Source organism: Bacillus sp. MUM 13 (assembly GCF_001866725.1).
Lineage (GTDB): Bacteria > Bacillota > Bacilli > Bacillales > DSM-1321 > Peribacillus.
The window spans coordinates 15,094-36,319 of the sequence record NZ_MLYQ01000036.1 but is presented as its reverse complement, the minus strand read 5'-3'; the positions used below and the strand labels follow the sequence as shown (position 1 = coordinate 36,319).

20 protein-coding genes are annotated in these 21,226 nt (G+C 39.5%); 7 read left to right on the top strand and 13 right to left on the bottom strand.

Annotated features, from left to right (window positions below; all coding sequences use genetic code 11):
* Positions 1 to 2: 2 nt before the first annotated feature.
* Positions 3 to 533, bottom strand: a complete 531-nt coding sequence (locus BIV59_RS10915) for a copper resistance CopC family protein (protein ID WP_071351509.1) — start codon at positions 531 to 533, stop codon at positions 3 to 5.
* A gap of 157 nt (positions 534 to 690) precedes the next feature.
* Entirely contained in the window at positions 691 to 2,802 is a 2,112-nt protein-coding gene (locus BIV59_RS10910) for a heavy metal translocating P-type ATPase (protein WP_071351508.1), read from the bottom strand.
* A 530-nt stretch (positions 2,803 to 3,332) separates the two neighbouring features.
* On the opposite strand from BIV59_RS10910, the gene BIV59_RS10905 reads away from it, so the two are divergent.
* Complete coding sequence (locus BIV59_RS10905; protein WP_071351507.1) at positions 3,333 to 3,653, top strand: ArsR/SmtB family transcription factor; 321 nt, start codon at positions 3,333 to 3,335, stop codon at positions 3,651 to 3,653.
* Positions 3,654 to 3,700: 47 nt separating this feature from the next.
* Here the strand turns inward: BIV59_RS10905 and BIV59_RS10900 are convergent, their stop codons facing one another.
* From BIV59_RS10900 to BIV59_RS10885, 3 genes are all read right to left on the bottom strand, one after another.
* Positions 3,701 to 4,615, bottom strand: coding sequence for a cation diffusion facilitator family transporter (locus BIV59_RS10900; protein WP_071351506.1), 915 nt, complete (start codon positions 4,613 to 4,615; stop codon positions 3,701 to 3,703).
* A 1,151-nt stretch (positions 4,616 to 5,766) separates the two neighbouring features.
* The gene (locus BIV59_RS10890) at positions 5,767 to 6,957 is read right to left on the bottom strand and encodes a DUF1343 domain-containing protein (RefSeq protein ID WP_083392134.1); all 1,191 of its coding nucleotides are present in this window, start codon (positions 6,955 to 6,957) and stop codon (positions 5,767 to 5,769) included.
* A gap of 78 nt (positions 6,958 to 7,035) precedes the next feature.
* Positions 7,036 to 9,105, bottom strand: a complete 2,070-nt coding sequence (locus BIV59_RS10885; RefSeq protein ID WP_071351503.1) for a glycoside hydrolase family 3 N-terminal domain-containing protein — start codon at positions 9,103 to 9,105, stop codon at positions 7,036 to 7,038.
* 634 nt (positions 9,106 to 9,739) lie between these two features.
* On the opposite strand from BIV59_RS10885, the gene BIV59_RS10880 reads away from it, so the two are divergent.
* The 3 genes from BIV59_RS10880 to crcB all read left to right on the top strand — a co-directional run bounded on the left by BIV59_RS10880 (position 9,740) and on the right by crcB (position 11,201).
* The gene (locus BIV59_RS10880) at positions 9,740 to 10,258 is read left to right on the top strand and encodes a GNAT family N-acetyltransferase (protein WP_071351502.1); all 519 of its coding nucleotides are present in this window, start codon (positions 9,740 to 9,742) and stop codon (positions 10,256 to 10,258) included.
* A 200-nt stretch (positions 10,259 to 10,458) separates the two neighbouring features.
* The gene (locus BIV59_RS10875) at positions 10,459 to 10,833 is read left to right on the top strand and encodes a fluoride efflux transporter FluC (RefSeq protein ID WP_071351501.1); all 375 of its coding nucleotides are present in this window, start codon (positions 10,459 to 10,461) and stop codon (positions 10,831 to 10,833) included.
* Positions 10,830 to 11,201, top strand: a complete 372-nt coding sequence (crcB, locus tag BIV59_RS10870) for a fluoride efflux transporter CrcB (RefSeq protein ID WP_071351500.1) — start codon at positions 10,830 to 10,832, stop codon at positions 11,199 to 11,201. The genes BIV59_RS10875 and crcB overlap by 4 nt, the downstream gene beginning before the upstream one ends.
* Before the next feature lie 28 nt (positions 11,202 to 11,229).
* On the opposite strand, the gene BIV59_RS10865 is transcribed toward crcB, so the two are convergent.
* The 4 genes from BIV59_RS10865 to BIV59_RS10850 all read right to left on the bottom strand — a co-directional run bounded on the left by BIV59_RS10865 (position 11,230) and on the right by BIV59_RS10850 (position 14,629).
* Positions 11,230 to 11,715: a hypothetical protein gene (locus BIV59_RS10865; RefSeq protein ID WP_071351499.1), complete on the bottom strand. Its 486-nt coding sequence runs from the start codon at positions 11,713 to 11,715 to the stop codon at positions 11,230 to 11,232.
* 476 nt (positions 11,716 to 12,191) lie between these two features.
* Positions 12,192 to 12,953 carry an alpha/beta hydrolase gene (locus BIV59_RS10860; RefSeq protein ID WP_083392127.1) on the bottom strand — a complete coding sequence of 254 codons (762 nt, stop codon included), beginning with the start codon at positions 12,951 to 12,953 and terminating at the stop codon, positions 12,192 to 12,194.
* Between the two features lie 168 nt (positions 12,954 to 13,121).
* The gene (locus BIV59_RS10855) at positions 13,122 to 13,454 is read right to left on the bottom strand and encodes a replicative helicase loader/inhibitor (protein WP_083392126.1); all 333 of its coding nucleotides are present in this window, start codon (positions 13,452 to 13,454) and stop codon (positions 13,122 to 13,124) included.
* 365 nt (positions 13,455 to 13,819) lie between these two features.
* Positions 13,820 to 14,629 (bottom strand): Cof-type HAD-IIB family hydrolase, encoded by an 810-nt coding sequence (locus tag BIV59_RS10850; RefSeq protein WP_071351498.1) that lies wholly within the window; start codon positions 14,627 to 14,629, stop codon positions 13,820 to 13,822.
* Positions 14,630 to 14,810: 181 nt separating this feature from the next.
* Between BIV59_RS10850 and BIV59_RS10845 the strand changes: the two genes are divergently transcribed.
* The 3 genes from BIV59_RS10845 (at position 14,811) to BIV59_RS10835 (ending at position 16,850) form a co-directional block, all read left to right on the top strand.
* Positions 14,811 to 15,218 carry a (deoxy)nucleoside triphosphate pyrophosphohydrolase gene (locus tag BIV59_RS10845; RefSeq protein ID WP_071351497.1) on the top strand — a complete coding sequence of 136 codons (408 nt, stop codon included), beginning with the start codon at positions 14,811 to 14,813 and terminating at the stop codon, positions 15,216 to 15,218.
* A 267-nt stretch (positions 15,219 to 15,485) separates the two neighbouring features.
* A complete protein-coding gene (locus tag BIV59_RS10840; RefSeq protein WP_071351496.1) occupies positions 15,486 to 15,725 on the top strand; it encodes a hypothetical protein in 240 nt (79 codons plus the stop codon).
* Between the two features lie 369 nt (positions 15,726 to 16,094).
* Entirely contained in the window at positions 16,095 to 16,850 is a 756-nt protein-coding gene (locus BIV59_RS10835) for a YqcI/YcgG family protein (protein ID WP_071351495.1), read from the top strand.
* 772 nt (positions 16,851 to 17,622) lie between these two features.
* Here BIV59_RS10835 and BIV59_RS10825 read toward each other — a convergent pair.
* The 4 genes from BIV59_RS10825 to BIV59_RS10810 all read right to left on the bottom strand — a co-directional run bounded on the left by BIV59_RS10825 (position 17,623) and on the right by BIV59_RS10810 (position 21,226).
* Positions 17,623 to 17,832, bottom strand: a complete 210-nt coding sequence (locus BIV59_RS10825; protein ID WP_205684389.1) for a hypothetical protein — start codon at positions 17,830 to 17,832, stop codon at positions 17,623 to 17,625.
* Between the two features lie 14 nt (positions 17,833 to 17,846).
* Positions 17,847 to 19,466, bottom strand: a complete 1,620-nt coding sequence (locus BIV59_RS10820; protein WP_071351493.1) for a sodium:solute symporter family protein — start codon at positions 19,464 to 19,466, stop codon at positions 17,847 to 17,849.
* A 235-nt stretch (positions 19,467 to 19,701) separates the two neighbouring features.
* Positions 19,702 to 20,187 (bottom strand): heme-degrading domain-containing protein, encoded by a 486-nt coding sequence (locus BIV59_RS10815; RefSeq protein ID WP_083392125.1) that lies wholly within the window; start codon positions 20,185 to 20,187, stop codon positions 19,702 to 19,704.
* On the bottom strand, positions 20,177 to 21,226 hold the full coding sequence (locus BIV59_RS10810; protein ID WP_071351492.1) for an oxidoreductase: 1,050 nt from the start codon (positions 21,224 to 21,226) through the stop codon (positions 20,177 to 20,179). The genes BIV59_RS10815 and BIV59_RS10810 overlap by 11 nt, the downstream gene beginning before the upstream one ends.

Below are 21,226 nucleotides of genomic sequence, written 5' to 3'. Positions count from 1 at the left end.
CTTTATTTCTTCTTTTTGAACAGCAATAAAATGCCTGCGATCAAGATGAGTCCCAGTACTATCATGAACACAGTGGAAGAAGAAGATTTTTCCTCCGTCTTGCTGTTGTCACTGACTGCTTTTTTTTCTTGTTCTGCTGTTTTTTCAGTTGTTTTTTTAACAGTAATTTTCTTTTCAGTTTCTTTTTTGGGGACATTAACAGTAAATGGGATTTCACCTGAAATCGGATGGCCGTCTTCACCGACGATTTTCCACAATACTTTATAAGAACCGCTTGCAAGAGGTTTTGATAATACACCAGTCATATGTGAATCATTTACTTTTACTGAAACAGGGACTTCCACTTCCCCTTTCATCACTTTCATCGTACTAAGATTTTCCACTTTAGATTCAAAAACAAGATTGATATTTTTAAGTTCACTTGTGATGACTTGTCCCCTTGAAGGGTTAGATGATTCCAAACCCGTATGGGCCGATGCCGCCAGCGGCACCATTAAAAATAATCCTGCCAAAAAGAACAATACCTTTTTCATATGTATTCCACCTTTCTTCCTGCGAAACTGCCATTCCATCATACCATTTAATAGAATAAGAAATTTGTATGTACTTTTAACAACTTTGTGAATGTATTATTTTATCCATAAAGTGAAAATTCCATCAGTGCAGGCTTTCCCGCACTGATGGCTAAAGCTAATCTTTTTTCTCCTGTACTCTAAGCAATCGGAGGCTATTTGCAGTGACAATCAATGTAGCGCCCATGTCCGCAAAAATGGCAATCCAGAGCGTCAGCCAGCCTGGAATGACAAGCAATAGGGCAAGAAGCTTGATTCCGATGGAAAATGCGATATTCTGTTTGATCACCCATAACGTTTTTCTGCTCAGTTTAATTGCAAAGGGCAGTTTGATTAGGTCATCAGCCATAAGCACAACATCAGCTGTTTCAAGCGCTGTATCTGTTCCTGCTCCTCCAAGACTGATTCCTACTGCAGCTGCTGCGAGAGCAGGAGCATCGTTCACCCCGTCGCCTACCATGGCGGTTTTTCCGTTTTTTTGCAGTTTATTAATATAATCCAATTTCTCCTGCGGCATCAGTTCCGCTTTGGATTCAGAGATTCCAGCTTCAGCGGCAATAACAGATGCTGCGGAGGAATTATCACCTGTCAGCATCAGTGTTTTTTCAATACCCAGTTCTTTTAGCTTTTGTATCACTTCTCTGACGTTCTCCCGTACTTCATCTTTAGCAGCGATAATGGCTAAAATGCTGGTTTGGGTTCCCATCAGCATTACAGTTTTTCCTTGTTTCTGCATTTTGAGAATCCTGTCTTCCAGCTGGCGCAGCAAGCCTTTATGAAATATGTCCGGCTTGCCCGCGATATACTTTTCACCATTTATGGTTCCATAAATGCCTTTTCCTGCTTGTGCAGAAAACTCTTCTACCTCAATGCCCTGAAAATCAAGATTCAACTCTTTTGCTTTTTTCAGGATGGCTGAGGAAAGAGGATGCTGAGACCTGTATTCCAGTGCAGCCAGCTTTGTAAAAATTTCATTTGCATCAAATTTTTCATCCAAGATCATTATGTCAGTAACAGCAGGATGTCCCTTGGTGAGGGTCCCTGTTTTATCAAAGGCTATGCTCTTTAATGATCCCATTTCCTCAAGGAAAACTCCGCCTTTTATTAAAACACCTTTTTTGGCTGCGTTTCCGATTGCAGTCACAATTGCTACCGGAGTCGAAATGACCAGGGCGCACGGACATCCTACAACAAGAACCGATAATCCCTGATACACCCATTCACCCCATGAACCGCCAGCAATGAGGGGCGGCAGTGTCATTACCAAAAGGCTGATGAACATGATGACTGGAGTGTAATATTTTGCGAATTTTTCGATAAAAGACTGTGAAGGTGCACGTTCGCCCTGGGCTTCTTCTACGAGATGAATGATTTTGGCAATAGCAGTGTCTTCTGCCCGCTTTGTAATCTGAACTTCCAGCAAACCTTCACTGTTCAGGGAACCGGCAAAAACTTCATCTGATACGGTTTTGCTTACTGGCAAAGACTCGCCGGTAATCGCAGCCTGATTCACAGATGATGTTCCTTTTAATATGATTCCGTCCATCGGGATTTTTTGCCCCGGCTTGACGATCATCACATCTCCCACTTCAATATCTTCCACGTCAATTGTTATTTCTATATCATTTCTTTTGACAACTGCTTTTTTAGGGGCAATTTCCATCAGGGCACGAATGGATTGGCGTGCTTTTATCATAGAATAAGATTCCAGCACCTCACTGACAGCAAAAAGGATTACCACTACAGCCCCTTCGCGCCAATCTCCTATGACGGCAGCGCCTATAATAGCAATTGTCATCAATGTTTTCATGTCAAAATCCAGCTTAAAAAGATTTTTTAAACCAGCGTTAAAAAGCCTGTATCCCCCTAAAAGTATGCCTGCACCATATGCAGCTACAGCAGCCATGCTATTTTCGCCGTAAATGCCCTGAAAAAAATAACCTATTAAGGCAAACACAACGGAGAGCATAACAGCAGCATGCCGTTTATAAAAAGGAACTCTTTGATTTTCTGCCTTTTCTCCTTCCGGAACAACCTTTATTTGTTCAAAAGACCCCGCTTTTTCAATTTCTGCAATCGTTGCCTGTCCGTATACGGTAATCTTCAAGGCGCCAAAATTCACTTTTGCATCTTCTACTCCATCAATGCGCCGGACGTTCTTTTCGAATGTATTCGCACATCCAGCACAGGTAAACCCTGATACCCTGTATATCTGTTTTTCAGCTTCCATCAACTTTCCTCCCCTGAAGCGGCAAGAGCTGCTTTAACAACGTTCAACCTATAATGTTTATATAGATGAATAAAAATAAAAGGTCGTATTTTTTGTCTAAGTCGAAGAAACCTTAAAAAATCTGGACTAAGCACATTTTTCAAAATATCTGCACTGCCAAGGTATAATGCTTTCTCATACCTTAAAACGAAAAAGTAAATATAGCTTACTTCCCTGCGGTTTTGCTTCCTCTCTGCAATCAAGCATCTATTTGACTATTAGTATATGAGCTGCCCGTTAAGCGGTCAAATAATTTTTCAGTTCAGCTCTGTTAAGCCAATGCTGAAGTTGTCCCTGATTGTTTATGGTGCAGAAACCCTCACTGGAAGTTAAATATATTTTTAAGTATTCGAGGAAAATCTAATGGTGAGGCAGTTTATTACATGATTGCTCAAATAGCTGTTCCCGAGAAGTCTTTAATCCAATCAATTGAGAAAAATACCGGCTTTTTCTATACTATAATAGAAGGAGTATAAGAGAAGGAGCCTGATATGATTGACAAAGATAAAAATATACCCTATGAAGAGCTAGACGAAGAAACTGTATTTATTGTGACACAGACTTTTAAAGCACTATCAGATCCAACACGCCTGCGCATTCTTCAGCTTCTTTTTCAGGGAGAACATTCTGTAAATGAAATTGCAGAAACATTATCACTGCTTCAATCCACTGTTTCCCATCAGCTCAGGTTTTTAAAAAATCTGCGGTTAGTAAAATTCAGAAGAGAAGGCACTACGATGTTTTACTCTCATGATGATCAGCATGTCATCGATGTCTTGAAGCAAATGATCGAGCATTCACAGCATATGTAAAAAAAGCAGCGAATGCTGCTTTTTTTTACAGGCTTTAGAATAAATTATCAAATAACATCGTGCGGCGCAAATGAACAGGCAAAGGTCCCTTTTTCAATTTGGATTGTCGGATGCTCAATTTCAAATTTATCATGCAGCTCCTTGTTCATTCTTATAATTAATTCATCATTATCTTCAATCTTTGAACGCACAAGATGGACTGTCATTGCTGCCTCTGTGGTGCTCATGCCCCATACATGCAGATCATGAACATCGATCACATCAGGAAGATTCATCAGATATTTTTTGATTTCCTCTGTTTCTATCCCTGACGGAACAGCATCAAGTGACAAATTGACAGACTCCTTTAGCAAGCTCCATGTGCCAATAAAAATGACTGCTGCAATTATCAGGCTCACTGTAGGATCAAGCCATTCCCAGCCAGTATAAATCATGACGAATCCGGCAATCACCACTCCGAGAGACACTAAGGTATCTGCTGCCATATGCATGTATGCTCCCCGAATATTCAAATCCTTTTTTCTGCCTGACATAAATAAAAATGCAGTAAAACCATTAATAACAATTCCGATAACAGCTACAATAATTACTGTGGCTCCTGCAGCCGGCGCCGGAGCAGAAAAACGCTGAACCGCCTCCCAGGCTATGCCCCCTATTGCAATCAATAAAAATAGAGCATTGAGCATGGCTGCAAGAATTGAGCTTCTCTTCAATCCGTATGTTCTTGTTTTGCTTGGCGCCTTTTTCCCCAGCCATACGGCAATCCAGGCAATGGCCAATCCAAATACATCACTTAAATTATGTCCCGCGTCTGCTAGCAGTGCCAGAGAATTACTGGTAATTCCGTACACTGTCTCAACCGCGATAAAAATCAGGTTAAGAATAATCCCAACTGCAAATGCTTTGCCGAAGTTTGCAGGCTGATGTGAGTGGCCATGTTCATGGCTATGTGTGTGCCCCATGCTTCCATCCTCCCATATATGAATATATGCTCATATATATTATTATGTATCAAACCTCTAGGGAACTCAATCTTTATTTACCCTAAATTGCCCATTTCATACACGCTAAAGCTTAGGGAACCACACCTATTTACAACTGAAGATTCCTAATAAGAAAATTCGCGTAAATATTTCGCTTCAAGCGTTTTATGTCGTATTCTGCGGTTTCCCAAGAAATAATGAAAATATTCTAATTAACTCATTTTTAATGTAATACATATTCTTGACCTATCCAGATTCAATATATTAAATAAATAGCTATTTTTTAAAAATTGTAATTTTAAATAAGTTATGTGAGGCGAATTTATTATGAAATGAGGTTGGATGTAGCGAAAGGTGTGACACTCTTGCTTTGATTAGCAGGACGCGAAATCCCGCAGACATGCTTGAGAATGTGTGCTCACCCCTTGTCCCTCGGAAAGCGAGCATCCTGGAGCAATAATCACCCCCTCTTCCTATAGCATCAAAGTTTACAAAAACAGCCAAAAATTTAGTCGTTCCATTAGGAAAGAGCTGTAATGTTGACTATATTCGATTGTTGCCCCAATAAGGAAGAAACCAGCATCAGTTTGATAACGCATCCCATTCAGAAGTTCAGCCATAACATCAAAACTGCCCGTTAAAAAACAAGCTCCATAACTATAAATAGAATTCCAATTATAAAAAGAAAAATAACGATCTAAACTGAAGCTTGGTTAAAGTACATTTTTAGGGTACTGTTTGTGAGTTGAATTCCTTGGAGGAACAACCCAATTAAGTGAGACAGTTTATCAAATTAATTGTTAAAATAAGGAATAAAACTGTTATAATAAAAAAATAATGCTTTTTTAAAGGATGTGAACTTTATCACAAATTCTAAAGGCCTGTTATGGGGACATAGTTTAAAAATCATTGCATGCATTTTACTAATTGTTTTCATACTTAACACCATAAATGAACCCCTTATAAAAAGTGTGATGACAGTTTTCCTTGCATTATCGGCAGGCAGCAGCGGAGACAGATTGCTTTTGCTGTACAGTGATAGATAAAGAAAAAAAGTCAATGCCGAATTTAAGTACTGCTGTTTTCAAGAATGAAAAATCCTGGCATCAACAGCCAGGATTTTTTCATTTTTACTTATACAATAAATATTTTTCTCTTACTTTCATGAACTCTTTTAATTTCCCTTGCCACTCTCTCTCCATTTGATCCACACTTTTACCTTGTTCGATTCTCCTTCGTATGTCGCCCGTGCCTGCAAGATTATCAAAGTATGAAATTCCTTTGCTGTCCGGTGTTCTAAATGCAAACTGATCTGGATACATGTCATGTATCGTTTTAACAATATATAATCCGGCTTCAAAAGGCTTAAAGGCTTTTCTGTCGGTCACATGTATTTGGACTCCGTGTGCCAGCTCATTTACATACTTGGAGGTGGTCGGGATAAAGGATGAGGCTCTGAAAATGACTCCAGGAAGTTTTAGGGCATTTAATTTTTCAGCCAAATCATCTCCATTAATAAATGGAGCTCCTATTGTTTCAAATGGCCTTGTTGTACCCCTCCCTTCTGACAAATTTGTGCCTTCTATTAATGCTGCGCCCGGATAGACAATAGCAGTATCGAGAGTTGGCATATTTGGGGAAGGCGGAACAAACTGGAGTTTAGTATCATCATAAAGCATGTTCCTCTTCCATCCATCCATTTTTACTACTGTTAAATCTGCGCCAATATTAAATTCTTTATTGAAAAGTCTGGAAAGTTCCCCAATCGTCATGCCGTGCCTTACCGGGATCGGATATTCACCGACAAAAGACGAATATTTATCTTCAAGAACCGGTCCTTCCACCTTTATCCCGCCAATCGGATTCGGCCGGTCAAGGACGATTATGGGTATATGGTTTTCCTTTGCGGCCTCCATTGCCAATGCCATTGTGTAAATATAGGTATAAAATCTGCTGCCGGCATCCTGGATGTCGAATACGATAACATCCACGTTTTTCAGCATCTCAATTGTCGGTTTTTTGGTCGGCCCATATAGGCTGTATACAGGAAGCCCTGTTCTTTCATCTTTATAATACTCCACATACTTTCCCGCCTGCTCGCTTCCGCGGATACCATGTTCAGGGCCGAATAATGCAGTCAGTTTCACCTCAGGATTTCGATACATCAAATCAGCGATGCTGTTTAGCTGCTGATCGACTCCTGTTGGATTTGTGATCAAACCTACTCTTTTTCCTTTTATCAGGCTAAGCTTATCCTTTAATAACACATCTGCACCTATTCGCAGCTTTGTATGAGGAGTGTTGTAGCCTTTATGGGCCATAGCAAAGCTGATAGTCGAAGAAATGAGCAGCACAGCAAAAATAATGGTGAGAAGTTTTTTCACATTTGATCATCCTCTCTAATAGCTTAATCCATGGCCAAAGGCATATAACACACTGCCATTTTGATTAAATATTGTTACCGGAAGCTTACCGGACGGATTGAGGCTTCCGAATGCTGCATTCACGGCCGCTTCAAAACTTGCAGTTCTAAAGCCATATTGTGCCAGATAAGCATCAGCCTCCGGGTAGGACATGATATCATAAGGATTTCGGATACCAATGCCAATGACAGGTATATTTCCTGCTGTCAGCTGATTAGCCAGCTTCATTTGATCGCTCGCTGGAAGTCTTCCAGAAACGGTGGATGTATTTGTACCCAATATAATATACTTAGCGTCACTGATACTGCTTAATTGCTGTTCAGACAGCGGTTTAGCGGTTTTTATTACCATGACATTTTCATGATGTTTTTTAACTTGCAGCGCCAAATCTTCCACATAGCTGCTGCCTATTACGGCGATTTGGTCTTCTTTTGCTGCCTTTAAGGGAAGCACGCCATTATTTTTCACAAGAGTGACCGATTTTTCTGCCGCTTCCTTTTCAACAGTTTTATGCTGTGGTGATCCTACCACCTTCAATGCGTTCTGTATCTCATCTTGAACAGAAGTTTCATGTTCAGATTTTAGAATGCCGCGGTTCAGCTTTAAGGCTAAAATCCGCTCATCTGATTTCTCGATGCGAGATAATGGAATTTCTCCCTTTCTCACAGCACTATATAATCCCTCTGCAACATCCTTAAGACCTACTGGCATTAACACAATATCCGTGCCCGCCTTTACAGCCCGGATCACTGAATCAACTGGTCCAAAATTGTCGCTGATGGCCTGCATGTTCATTGCATCAGTGATGATGACTCCTTTATATTTCATTTGATTTCTCATAAGGCCAGTCAGTACTTTTTCGGAAAGTGTAGCGGGAATGGAGATTTCTGTTCCGTCTTTTTTTGAAATTGCTTTCGTAGAATCGATTTTAGGAAATGTGACATGTGCTGTCATAATCGCGTCAATTCCCGCGTTCATCGCCTGCTGAAATGGATATAGTTCCACCTTTTTCAGGCGGTCCATATCATATGGTACTTCCGGAAGCCCCAAGTGAGAGTCCACCGCTGTATCTCCATGGCCGGGAAAGTGCTTGGCTGTAGCAGCGATCCCGCTGTTTTGCAGTCCCTTAATGTAAGAATTCCCCAAAGAAGATACAAGCTCAGGATCTTCTCCAAAAGAACGGACACCGATGACTGGATTATCCGGATTGTTATTCACATCAAGATCAGGAGCCAAATTCATGTTTATCCCAAGAGCCTTCAATTCTTCCCCGATGGCCTGTCCCACTTTTTGTGTTATTTCATTTGACCTTGCTGCGCCTAAGGCCATATTACCAGGCATATCTGTACCGGACTGAAGTCTGGTTATTACTCCGCCTTCCTGATCTATACTCATTAACAGCCCATATTTGCTTGATGCTTCCTGATAGTCATGCACAAGCCTTGTGGTTTGTTCGGTATTTACAACATTTTCACGAAATAAGATGACTCCGCCTAAGTGGTAATCTTTTACCTGCTGTTGAATTTCCGGCAGCATGCTTGTCACATCTTTGCCGTTTTGTGTTCTGAAATCCGGCATCAGCATCTGCCCTACCTTCTCCTCCAGGGTCATGTGTTTAATGGCTTGCTCAATTACACGATAGCGGCTGCTTTTATTTTTAAGAATCTTTATTCTGTCCCCTTTTTTCTGAATGGATATTTTATCAAAGCTATTTCCAGATGTAACGGTAATTAAGGCTGTTCCCTTTTTTCCTGTAAACGTTATTTGCCCGTTTTGGTCAATCTCAGCAATTCTTTTATTGGCCGAAAGCCAGCGCACGTTTTTTTCGGCACTTGTAAAATGCCCGTCCCGATACACGTATAGTGCTTTTAGCTGCAGTTTATTATTGATAAGATTCCTCTTTACCTGAGGAATATTTGCATCTATTATAAGGTGTTTAAGCCCAAAAGATTGTGGCATTTGTGCGTTTACGGTAAAAGTTGAATTCGGCGAAAACATGATTATTGAAACAGCAATTGAAACCATGATTTTAATAATACCTTTCATATGTTCCCCTCCCGTTACTATTATTCCGAGTATAAGCGCCTTAAAGCAGTTTTTTTAATGTTATCCAATCTTGCGGATCACCTTGATTTTGGATAATGATATCTTTGGGATTACAGTGCATAGCGGTCCCGCGCTTTTTTGATGACTGTAAGGCTGCAAGCTATACCGCTGTTATTATACATACGTTTTAATTCATATCTGCCCTCCCAATTTTAAAATATGTAAACCCTTACATAATCAGGTTATATGGTATACAAACAGCAGTCTATGCACCTTAAGTCACAAACCAGATGATCTCATTGCTATAACACTATCTTTTGTAGGATAACGATTGACTTATTTTTATAATTTTCAGAAATTTTAAAAGTTATCGAAGCTTTGAAACGAAAATGGATAAAAAAGACTTCTTCAGCTGTTATAATTAACAGAAGGCTGTTTTCGAAAACTTTGTTGCTATGAAACAAGGTGGTTGATTCCCTTAGCAGCAAATTTACGAAAACAGCCTTTCTTAATGATGTTGTTTTAAATGAGTTCTGTGAGGCAATTCCATTGTTAAATCTCACTGATTGGAGCGTAAGGTGCGAGAATCCTTCGGGCAGGTGAGTAGACGCAAGTGCAGCTTAGGAGGTGAAGTATGTTTACTTTTCGAAATATAGAATTGCCAAATGACAGCAGTACCATAATTTCATTCAGGAAAGATTCTTATGCGGTAAGCTTCGGCGATACCAGCCAGTTCGGTAATGCACAGGATTATTTAAGAAAAATTGAAAACCGGCTTCAGTTATTTCCCGGCGGACTTGTTATTGTGGAACATAACAATCAAGCTGTAGGGCAAATAGAAATGCAGATCAAGGAAAACGAATTTGAAAATATCGGCTATGTTAATTTATTTTATTTAATGCCTGAATATAGAGGCAAGGGCATGGGAAGTGAATTAATTGGCTATGCAGAAAGGTTTTTTGCTTCCTATAATATAATGGAATACCAGTTAAGGGCAGCCATTACAAATACAAATGCACTGAATTTTTATAAAAAACATGGCTTCCGTATTCTGCGGACTGAAGAAACTGAAACACCCCATCCGCGATACAGGCTGGGCAAAGCCTTCTACAATGAAAATGTAATACACAGCGGGGGTAACGGATATTTATAAAATGCAGACTAATTTATTCTGTAAAACAAATTGCCTAAACTATGGTACTCTACTATTCCTCATCAATTTAATTGAACGGTTCCATTAGAAAGAATTTGGTTTTATAATGAGAAAGACTTATACGGCCAAACAATTGAGGGCTTCTGCCGGATGGGCTGGCTGGGGTCTTTTTTTTTACATATAAGTTTGGAGGCTAGTAAATGGTGTATTTATACGTGGGGTTCGGCGGAATCTTAGGTGCAATTTTACGATATGTCATTGGCGGATGGATATTTGAAGAAACAGTATTCCCTTTTGCGACATTATGCATAAATCTGGCTGGGAGCTTTTTGTTAGCCTGGCTGACTGCCTCCCTATTCAAGAAAACCAGTATTCCTTCCGAGCTAAAAACAGCTATAGGAACAGGATTTGTCGGATCTTTCACTACTTTTTCAACATTAAGCATAGAAACGGTCACATTATTTAAAAATGGCCATGGTTACATGGGAGGTTTGTATATAGCAATAAGCATAATCGGAGGCATTCTTATGAGCCGCCTTGGCTTCATGGCAAGCGGAGAGGAGCAAAATTCATGACATTATTCCACTTGGCCATGGTGGGCCTCGGCGGTTTTTTTGGGGCAATATCCCGATATTCATTAAGCAAATTTATTAACGGAAAACACAGCTCATCCATTCCTTATGGAACAATGGCGGTAAACTTGGCCGGGGCCTTTTTGCTTGGTTTCATAACAGGCTCACAAGCAAATCTTACTGTTACTCTCTTATTAGGAACAGGCTTCATGGGGGCTTTTACCACATTCTCAACCCTTAAACTTGAAATCATTCAGCTGCACATGAAGAAATATAAAAAAGTACTCATCCTATACATTGTGATCACTTATGGAGCGGGTATTTTTCTTGCATACCTGGGCTATAACATCGGCAGCCTGATTTACAGCTGAAATACAATAGGGCAGAGCATGACCATATTTATAATCTTGGCTGCTCTGCCCTCATAAAGAAGTTTGCCCCTTTATATCCTGCGAAAACTAAATTCAGAAGCCCTATGCTGAAGAATAGCAGCATAAATAATTTTGTGCCCGCTGTTACAGGTACGAAGTAGGAAAAACATCCATAACTGATGATAAGAAAAAAAGTCCCTAAGGTTCCAAGAAGAATAATTGCATATATCCCCCTTTTTTTTAATTCCTTATAGATAGCTGTGTACAAAACCAGCAGGAAACTGAGCAAAGAGACAGCCGGAAAAATAGGTGAGTATTTGATTGCACGGATTAACAGGGTGAACTGCGGTACTGGTTCAGGATTTATGCTTGTCTGCTGTACATTCAAATAGTCAACAGCTGTTTTGGTATCTTCGTGAAAACCGCTTCCTTCATAAAGAGAGAAAAACAAAGAAATGCCAAAAAGGATTAAAGCACTGCACAAGACGACGGGTTTTATAATTTTCATAGCCACATATCGAGCCTTCTTTCACTCGTTTTAATTTTCAATTTACCGTTGTGAAACTATCAGGAATTTTTTTAGATCCGTTTTTCAGACGCTGCACTTCTTTTTAAAAACCAGTTACACCGAAGGCTCTGAAATGGGCAACCAAGCTTCACTTCAAAGAAACCTTGCCTTCAATCAATATCAAAAAACTAATTGGGATTCTGAGGTCCAGATTTTGATTCACCCTAATTTTAACATATTTATCCATAAACTGATAAGCATGAAAAACGAAAAAAAATGTTCTATTCTAAAAGTCTATTAATATGTTCTCTTGATCAGGCCACGTGCAGCTGAGGAGACTTACCGCGTGCATGCTGAATCGGAAATCAACCAACTTGTTGCATAGCGGCAAAGTTAACGAAAACAGCCAAAATAAAAAAAGCTGAAAAAGTACATCAGCTTTTAGAAGGGGATTTTCCAGTTCTTTGACTGTATAAAGCACATCATAAAAAAGTAAACAATTCTGGCACTCTTTTTCTAAAATCACTATAAGTGTGCTCTCCTCCTTGAATGGTACAAAACCTCGCAGAATGGATTTTCTTTTTAATAAGTTCAAAAACAGATTGATTTGATGCTGAAAATAGTTTGCTGAGTGTTTCATCTTTTCCTGCCTCTTCTGTGCCGCAATCACCATAAAAGCTTTTTATTGAACTCAGATCAGAGCTTTCCACCAGTTTTTCTATTTCCTCCTGATTTCTGAAAAAAGCAGATGACAGCACGATTATATGCCTGAAAATTTCGGGATATTTGCATGCTGAATATAATGATATCAAGCCTCCCAGTGATATGCCGGCCAGGGCGGTCTCATTAGGCAAAGTTCTGAAAGTTGTATCTATATATGGCTTCAGCTCTTTCACGATGAATTCCGCATATTTTCCTCCTTCTCCTCCGAAATCACCGCCTTTTCCCATTATCTCTTTACTGTACCTGCCAATAGGCCATGGACAATATTCATTCATACGCTGCTCGCTATTCTGATATATCGCGGCTACGATGACTTCCAGTTTATTATTTTCCAAGTATTCCTCCAGACCTAACGAAACCCCGCCAATCGCTTCTTTATCATGAAAAACATTTTGTCCGTCATGCATATAAAGGACAGGATATTCCCTCTTTTCTTCTTGATAGCTGCAGGGCAGATATACGTTTACATGTCTGGCTTTGTCTTTAAGCAGATTTGACGGTATATGTATTTTCTTTATCACTTTAAACCCCCACTTTTATAAAAGATTATTATCATTACTATTTTATAGTACCATCACAATCGTTTTGGTATATTTTTTTTCATTAATCCAGCATTTATTTCTTATTTAATATGACAGTATATTTATAGGACCCTGAGACTTTCCTCTCTGAATTTATTAGTAAAGATTTTACCGGTGAATGCCAAGAATATTTCTTAGATTTGCTAATTCCTGCTGTACCACGTCAAGTGTCGAAGGAATTCCCACTGTTTTTATGCTATCCTTGGTCTCTCTTGCATCAGGTATATCCCTCGATTTCTCTTGTCGCAGCAAATCAGCTATTTTTGGAGGGTCAGAGTAATTTTTCACATAATTATGAAGATTTTTTTCCACCCTTTTTTCATCTGCATCCTTTAAAACGTCATGCCAGCTTTCAATTTTTCTTTTGTTGAAAGAAAAAGATTCATAGTAATCGGCTATTTTGTTCAAAATCTGCAATAATTCTATTTTAGTCATATTCATTTTACTCCTCCTATTACTAGAATACCTTGCTTAGAGGTATTTAAAAACATTCATTATTGATCATGAATGTCTCCGGTAAGGCTTCCGTAACTAAGAAAATTGTTTCATACTTCTTATATCCTTCTGGAAGAGAAAAGTAGCATCATCAGTAAAAAAGTTTTATAAATTTCCATTCAGCACCTAAAAACGTTAGAATTCACATATCCAATTTCATTTTGCAGCACTACTTGCTTATAAAGAAAAAGAAACATAGAGAGATGTTGCTGGATTTAGTCATTGGCTGTTAAGCGGCAAAAAAGGTACACAGCAAAAAGCCTTTGCTACCCTAAGCAAAGGCTTTCTTCAGTTTGAGGCTTTTTTACATCTTATACTTTCTGAACAGTGGATACGGCTTCATTTTTTTGTATTAAGCCAAGCTTGAGCAGAGCATTGTAAATGCCGTCTTCTGAGCAGGAATCTGTGACCATATCAGCGGCTTCCTTGGCTTCAGCCACCCCATTTCCCATAGCAATGCCTGTGCCGATTGCTTCAAGCATTTCAATATCATTATAGCCGTCACCAAAGGCGTAGCTGTTTTCATTCTTTATGCCGGCTGCTTTAAGCATTTTTTCGATTCCGATTGCCTTGGATGCTCCTTCCGGAAGAACATCAAAGGCATTTTCACCCCATCTTACAAATTTATAGCCGGGATATAATTCTGAGTACAATTTATCATCTTCAGTGCCGCAATACAGATGTGCCTGATATACAGGTGTGTGTCTATAAAATTCACGATCAACAACCGGATAGCCCAATTTCATGGTTTTAAGGCCTTCAGCCAGCCATTCGTGGTTTTCTTCACTTGCATTTACCGCATGGCTGCCGCAATAAGCGATAGCATGGCCTTTGCCAGAAGCAGCATTTGTCAGGTCAGCAAGCATTTCTGCATCCATCGGGTTTGTATAAATTTCGCTGCCTTCATATACAACATACTGGCCGTTTATAGAAACAAAGGAATCTATATTCAGTTCTTTTAAAATCCATTCAAACATTATAGGCACGCGGCCAGTTGCAATCACTGTTGAAATTCCATTCTGTTGAAGCATCTGTACAGCTTTCTTGGTGGATTCCGGTATTTGCTTAGTTTCATTTAAAATAGTGCCATCCAAATCAAAAAACACAATCTTCTTTTCCATATTATAACCCCCGGTCATTGTCGGTGATGCTTTATCAATAAGTCTCATTGCAAGAATAATGTATGGAAAGGGTTTCAAGTCAATAAGAAATTTCAAATGCTTTCAGAGATGTGTAAAGAAGACCTTTAACCGGCTAAAAATGATAAGATAAAGACTCAGTTTTACTAAGGGGGATTTTAAATTGAAAAAACAAATCAAAGTTGTCGCAGCTATAATTGAAAATGATCAAAACGAAATCCTTTGTGCTCTGCGGTCACCAGATATGTCCATTCCTAATTTGTGGGAATTTCCAGGGGGCAAGGTGGAAGGAAATGAAGACATTTTTTCTGCATTAAAGAGGGAAATTTACGAGGAATTAAATTGTACCATTGAAACAAAAGAATGTTACCATGAAAATACCCATGAATATGAAGGTTTTACCATACAGCTCATTTGCATTATCTCCAAAATTATTGATGGTGAACCAAAACCTAGTGAGCATTCCAAACTGATTTGGCTTCACAGGCGAAATCTCCCCTCTTTGAATTGGGCCCCAGCTGATATTCCAGCTGTGAATAAGCTTTTTAAAGATATTCAGCCTTCCGATTGAGAAGGCTTTTTTCATTTGCTCAAATCTTTTCCAGGGGCAAGGCGGAAAGGCCATTACGGCAGTTACCAGATCAGTAAGGTTATAACCGGGAAAGACAATTACAGCATTTTAAGCTGATATAATAAACCATGGAATGAACAAAAAAACTGCTTCCCTATCATAAATAACATATCTATGTTATGATTAGTTCTATTAACAATTATATGGGGTTCTACCAGACTTTTCTTAGTCACTTTCCCTCTGTTAAAGAAGGGAGACATAGAATACATGTCCAAAGACCACATTAGAACCATGCTAGAAACCTTGAAGCAATATCATGAATGTCAAATATCCCTGACCTTTAATGATGATAGCCAACAGCAGTTATTGTCTGTCTGCTACAAAAATAGCTGCTACGAGTTAACATATATAAAAACACTTATAATAGAAACTTATAATAATATAGAATCAACCATTTCGGCTATTGAAGCGGCCATACAAGACAGTAAGAAAGAAACATCTTTGTAATATTGGTTTCTTAATAGAATGTATCAGTAATACAATGAAGCAGCCATCACTGAGGTTTTCCTATCCCCCTTGATGGCTGCTTTCATACCATTTGGCAACTCCAGTTTTGCACTTAAGGTCCTCATTCCCCCTATTTTCCATTTAATAATCTTTGCCTAAAACGAAATTACTTAGATGTAATCCCCCTGCTCTCTTACCACATTCACTCCCTTTTTTCTGAAAATTTTTAATGCGAAACGCACATTCAAGATCTTACGCTTATTTTGCATCCATTACATTGAAATAAATGGAATTATCCGAAATTTCAATTGGACATTCACCGGCCGGCAGCTTGCTTGAATATAATATTCAAGCAATTGCGAGGTGATCATGATTAAAGGTCTATTTACTGATGAGCCCTCCCTAAGGAGCCAGCTTGCTGACTGGGAGAAAATAGCGCTTTTAAAGTTTGAAGAAAAAATGACAGACAGAAAGAACCCTTTTCCATGTATTCCTGCAACAATCGGCTTTTCATTAAATCATCTTAGATATGGATTTGCAGGTGATCCAAGAAAAGAATGTTCAGCCCGGGAGCTGGCCCTGCTATTAGAAGATTTCAGCAAGAACTCAAGACATTTCGGAAATTACACATCTCTTATTATTTTTTTCAATACACCCCAAAGCATGATTAAAACGTTTAATGTCCAGCAATATGAACAGCTGTTTTGGCAGCATCTGAACAAGCTGAGCGAATTGGATAGCAGCAAGTGGCCTCAAGATATACCTGATAACCCGCATAATCCCATTTGGGAATTCTGTTTTCATGGTGAACCATATTTCATGTACTGTGCAACTCCAGCCCATATTAATAGAAAAAGCAGGCATTTTGATTTTATGATGCTCGCCATTACACCAAGATGGGTTTTGAAGGAGTTTAATAAATCGGCATCACATGCAGATAGAATCAAGCTGCATGTGCGAAAAAGATTGGCTGATTACGATACTATAGAAATCCATAAAGATTTAAACCTTTATGGAAAGAAAGACAATTACGAATGGAAGCAATATTTTTTAAGGGATGATGATACTTCGCTATCTAAATGTCCTTTTCATCGTTTTATAAACTATTTCAAACAAGAACCTTAACGGGGGGGGGGTTCCTTTAGAGGCTTTCTTTATCTGCATTTTTGAGTCCTTCAATGCAAAGCAATACCGGCGAATGGTGCAAACTTCTATAAAGAGCTCAAGACACCTTAAAACACCATATTGCACACAATGGTGATCGCCATTGTATCAGATAGTTATTACTGCTTTAAGGGACAAATAGATACAATAAGCAGCTGCTGCGAAGAAGATTATAGCGATTTTTTGATTGCTCCTCATTCTAATTCCATATGCGCAAAAAAAGATGCATGCAGCCAATTTAGATACGCTTTGAAAGAAGGGATTATAAGAGAAATAGGAATTGCTGAAAATAACCGAAAATAATAATGAAGCACAAATTAAAGCTTTAAACCATAAGGGCTCATTGAGAAACTTCAAAATTAACCACTTTATCCGCTGCATGTCTTAATAACTCCCTTCAAAAGCATTATTACTTTAGGCTGTTTCCGTAAACTTTGCCGCTATTAACTAGCGGTTGATTTCCGCTAGAGGAGGCCCGTTTTCAGTGAACGGGCGGTGAGCCTCCATTGCCATGCTTTTAGAGTCTCAGCTTCCCGCTATTCTAGGCAGGAATCTCGCACCTTACACTCCAATCAAACCGATTTAACAACAGAATACCTTCACAGAACATATTAAAAAACCGCAATCTTTAAGAAATGAGCCTTACTTTAAATATATGCTATGCTTCTGTAAAACACTATAAAATTCGCAAACTAAGAAAACCTATCCAATTAAGGATAGGTTTTTTTAAATATTAGTCGATATTTGGCCTTTTTACATACAGCAGCAAAAATATCACGCCAATGACTGCTGTTACAGCTCCCCAGATCAGATTGATATTAAGACCGTGAAGCGATTTCAGAGTTGGCGGAGATATGATGCCTGAAATGACAAGAATGAGCCCAATAATTAAGAAAATAAGTCCGATATTTATACGGATATCCAGGAAAATATTTTTTTTCATGATATTTTTCCTCCTTAAAAGAACCAAATGTTAATGATGATAAAAATAATCAATGAAATGACAGCCAATATTTTCGGATTTCTGTACCATGAAAGATGTTTGTGTGAAAGCTTATCGCCGAGCCCGTATACAAGACCTTTCAATTCGGAATGCGATTTTGGCTTAGTAAGAAGGCTTACGATGATTTCCACCACAATGGCTCCAAAGAAAGCCCACCATGCTCTCCAGAAGTTTCCTGCTGCAGGACTTGCAAAGAAGTCTTCAGGAAGGCCATAGTACAAGACGCAGGCCGTAAATGTTCCGGTAACAAGACCAAAGAATCCGCCCCACGCGCTCGCTCTTTTCCAGAACATTCCAAGAAGAAATACAGCAAATAATGGTGCATTGAAGAAGCCAAAAAGCGTTTGCATATAATCCATTATGCTTGGGAAGCCCATTACAATATAAGCAGTTCCAATACTTATGATTACTCCGACAATCGTTGAAAGCCGGCCCATAAACAAGTAGTGCTTATCACTAGCTTCTTTTTTAAGATAAGCCTGGTATATATCATATGTCCAAATAGTAGTGAAAGCTGTTACATTTCCTGCCATGCCTGACATGAATGATGCCAGCAGTGCTGTAATTCCCAGCCCCAGCAGTCCGGTCGGATAATATTTTGCCATCAAAAGCGGCAATGCCATATCGAAATTTCCAGCATGGCTTGTCGGTCCAAGCTTAGGAAGTAAAGCAAGTGCTGCAAGTCCTGGCACCACAGTTAAAATAGGCATCGCCATTTTAAAGAAAGATGCAATGATCGGTGTGTTTTGGGCCGCAGTCATATCCTTTGCAGCCATCGCACGCTGCACCACTAGAAAATCGGTTGTCCAATATCCGAATGAAAGCACGAATCCAAGGCCAAGCGTAATGCCGATCCACTCCACATGCATACCATTTCCGGCCGCTGTTGATGTGCCCTGCCAAATGTGTGTGTATGTTTCCGGAAGCTTTGCCAATAATCCCTTCCATCCGCCCATATCTATCAGTGATAAAATGGTGACCGGAAGCAAACCAATCCAGATAAGGAAGAACTGAATGACTTCATTGTAGATGGATGAGGTTAATCCGCCAATTCCTACATATACCAAAACTATTGCTGCAGCAAGAATGATACTGAAATTCATCGACCAGCCAAGAAGCACTTTAAGGATCAATGCCATAGCATAGAGGGATATACCTGACATCAGTACAGTCATGACTGCAAAAGAAATGGCGTTGAATCCCCTTGTCGCTTCATTATAGCGGAATTTTAAATACTCCGGTACTGACCGGGCTTTTGATCCATAATAAAACGGCATCATAAATACACCGAGAAACAGCATCGCAGGAATCGCGCCGATCCAGTAATAATGAATCGTCATCATTCCATATTGATAGCCGCTTGCCGCCATCCCCAGCATTTCTATCGCACCCAGATTCGCAGACAAAAATGCCAGGGAGGTAATCCAGCCAGGTATTGAACGGCCGGATAGAAAAAAATCGTTGCCTGTTTTCATTTTGCTTTTCAAAGCAAAACCTACTAAAATCACAAAAGCGAAGTAGACCAAAATAATCAAATAATCAATTAATTTGGGATGAAAGATTGCATGTTCCATATGTAAAGCCCCTTTCTAGTTAAACATTCTTTTTTACCCTATTCTAAAATAATAAAATATGCAAGTAAAAATTTTAGTAAATATTTATCAATCTAGCAATTTCCTGTTTATTCCCTCATAAAAATCCGGAGATTGCACTATGCCGCTTCATAATGGGTTCATATCCAGAGCTTTCAGTGGTGTGAAAACAAAAAAAAACAGTGCCATCTCTGTATGGTAAGAGATGGCACTTCTATCAGGAGTGAAGAATTCTTTTAAGGCCATCTACAATCAGCTGATGATCTTCCTCCTGTGTTAGGCCGGATACAGTAATGGTCCCTATCACACCGGCATTTTTCACAGCTAGAGGAAAGGAGCCCCCATGCACCGCATATTCCTCAGGGCTTACAGAAAACGCCTCAAAATAGGAACGATTCTTTGACTCATTATATAATCTGATATAATACGAGCTGTGGTTATGCCGCGCAGCCACATTTGATTTTCTTCTGATCCAATGCTCCTGGTCCGGGCTAGTGCCGTCCATGGCATGATAAAATAGCTTTTGCCCATTTTTTGAAATTTGTACCGCAATTGATTTTCTTCTCTTCTTGGCCAAATCTATCAGGATCTGCCCTAGCGAGAGAGCCGTATCATGAGAAAATTGTTCAAACTGCAATTCTAGCTCCTGCTTTAAGATCTCTGCCAATTTTTCGCTGGTTTCCATTTTAGTTTCATTCTCCATTCAGATATACCGCTCTTTTTTGCCGATTGCTATCAAGGGCTGCTTGAATGATTTTAATCGTCTTCAGTCCGTCTTCACCCCTGACAGGGCTTGGTTTTCCTTCTCTGATGGCTCCAGCTGCACCTTGATAATAACTGCTGTAGGACCCTGGAACGGTTTCCACGCTTTCTTTAATCTCCTGTCCATCCCTGATCACAGTCCGCTCTCCATACCATTCTTTTTTATCTTTTCCCCAATTTTTGCTTCCCGGCACTTTCCCTGCTTTTAAATCATCTTCCTGGCAGTCTATACCAAATTTTATGAAGCTCCCCTTGCTGCCGTGCACCTTATAGCGTGGTCCCTGGTCAGCTACAAGTGAGCCTGAGTGCAAAATTACCCTCAAGGTTTCATACCCCAAAATAATGTGAAAGTAGTCATCCGTTTCTGCGTTTTCTCTTTGTGCAAAAACATCAGCCATTACAAATTGGGGCTCCCCGAATAAATGCAAAGCCTGATCGATTAAGTGCGAACCGAGATCATAAAGCATGCCAGATCCTTTACCGGCTTTCTCTCTCCAGCGGTCACGGACTTGCGGCCTAAAACGGTCGAAATGAGCTTCATAGGTTGAAATTTCCCCTAATGTGCCTTCAGCTATTAATTTTTTGATCGTCAGAAAATCATTATCCCAGCGTCTATTATGGTATACACTGAGCATCAGCTTATTTTCTTCAGCAAGAGCAATGAGTTCCTCTGCCTCTGCAGGATCGATGACCATCGGCTTCTCTATAATCACATGCTTATGGTGCTGCAGTGATTTTTTTGCCATACTGTAGTGAAGCTGATTGGGTGTTGTAATGACTATAAGCTCAATATCAGGATCATCCACAAGGCTATCAAAGTCTTTAACTACTTCTATATCTCCTAAATCTTCTCTTACTTTTTCAGGCTTGGAGGACATTACTTTAACAATATCAAACTCCTCCATAGTTTTTAAAAAAGGACCGTGAAACGTAGCTCCCGAAAATCCATAACCAGCCAAACCCGTTTTTATTGCATTCAT

Bases quoted from the DNA above. Each gene is read 5' to 3' on its own strand.
- BIV59_RS10915 (WP_071351509.1), bottom strand. From the start codon at position 533: ATGAAAAAGGTATTGTTCTTTTTGGCAGGATTATTTTTAATGGTGCCG.
- BIV59_RS10910 (WP_071351508.1), bottom strand. From the start codon at position 2,802: ATGGAAGCTGAAAAACAGATATACAGGGTATCAGGGTTTACCTGTGCT.
- BIV59_RS10905 (WP_071351507.1), top strand. From the start codon at position 3,333: ATGATTGACAAAGATAAAAATATACCCTATGAAGAGCTAGACGAAGAA.
- BIV59_RS10900 (WP_071351506.1), bottom strand. From the start codon at position 4,615: ATGGGGCACACACATAGCCATGAACATGGCCACTCACATCAGCCTGCA.
- BIV59_RS10890 (WP_083392134.1), bottom strand. From the start codon at position 6,957: ATGGCCCATAAAGGCTACAACACTCCTCATACAAAGCTGCGAATAGGT.
- BIV59_RS10885 (WP_071351503.1), bottom strand. From the start codon at position 9,105: ATGAAAGGTATTATTAAAATCATGGTTTCAATTGCTGTTTCAATAATC.
- BIV59_RS10880 (WP_071351502.1), top strand. From the start codon at position 9,740: ATGTTTACTTTTCGAAATATAGAATTGCCAAATGACAGCAGTACCATA.
- BIV59_RS10875 (WP_071351501.1), top strand. From the start codon at position 10,459: ATGGTGTATTTATACGTGGGGTTCGGCGGAATCTTAGGTGCAATTTTA.
- crcB (WP_071351500.1), top strand. From the start codon at position 10,830: ATGACATTATTCCACTTGGCCATGGTGGGCCTCGGCGGTTTTTTTGGG.
- BIV59_RS10855 (WP_083392126.1), bottom strand. From the start codon at position 13,454: ATGAATATGACTAAAATAGAATTATTGCAGATTTTGAACAAAATAGCC.
- BIV59_RS10850 (WP_071351498.1), bottom strand. From the start codon at position 14,629: ATGGAAAAGAAGATTGTGTTTTTTGATTTGGATGGCACTATTTTAAAT.
- BIV59_RS10840 (WP_071351496.1), top strand. From the start codon at position 15,486: ATGTCCAAAGACCACATTAGAACCATGCTAGAAACCTTGAAGCAATAT.
- BIV59_RS10835 (WP_071351495.1), top strand. From the start codon at position 16,095: ATGATTAAAGGTCTATTTACTGATGAGCCCTCCCTAAGGAGCCAGCTT.
- BIV59_RS10825 (WP_205684389.1), bottom strand. From the start codon at position 17,832: ATGAAAAAAAATATTTTCCTGGATATCCGTATAAATATCGGACTTATT.
- BIV59_RS10820 (WP_071351493.1), bottom strand. From the start codon at position 19,466: ATGGAACATGCAATCTTTCATCCCAAATTAATTGATTATTTGATTATT.
- BIV59_RS10815 (WP_083392125.1), bottom strand. From the start codon at position 20,187: ATGGAGAATGAAACTAAAATGGAAACCAGCGAAAAATTGGCAGAGATC.
- BIV59_RS10810 (WP_071351492.1), bottom strand. From the start codon at position 21,226: ATGAATGCAATAAAAACGGGTTTGGCTGGTTATGGATTTTCGGGAGCT.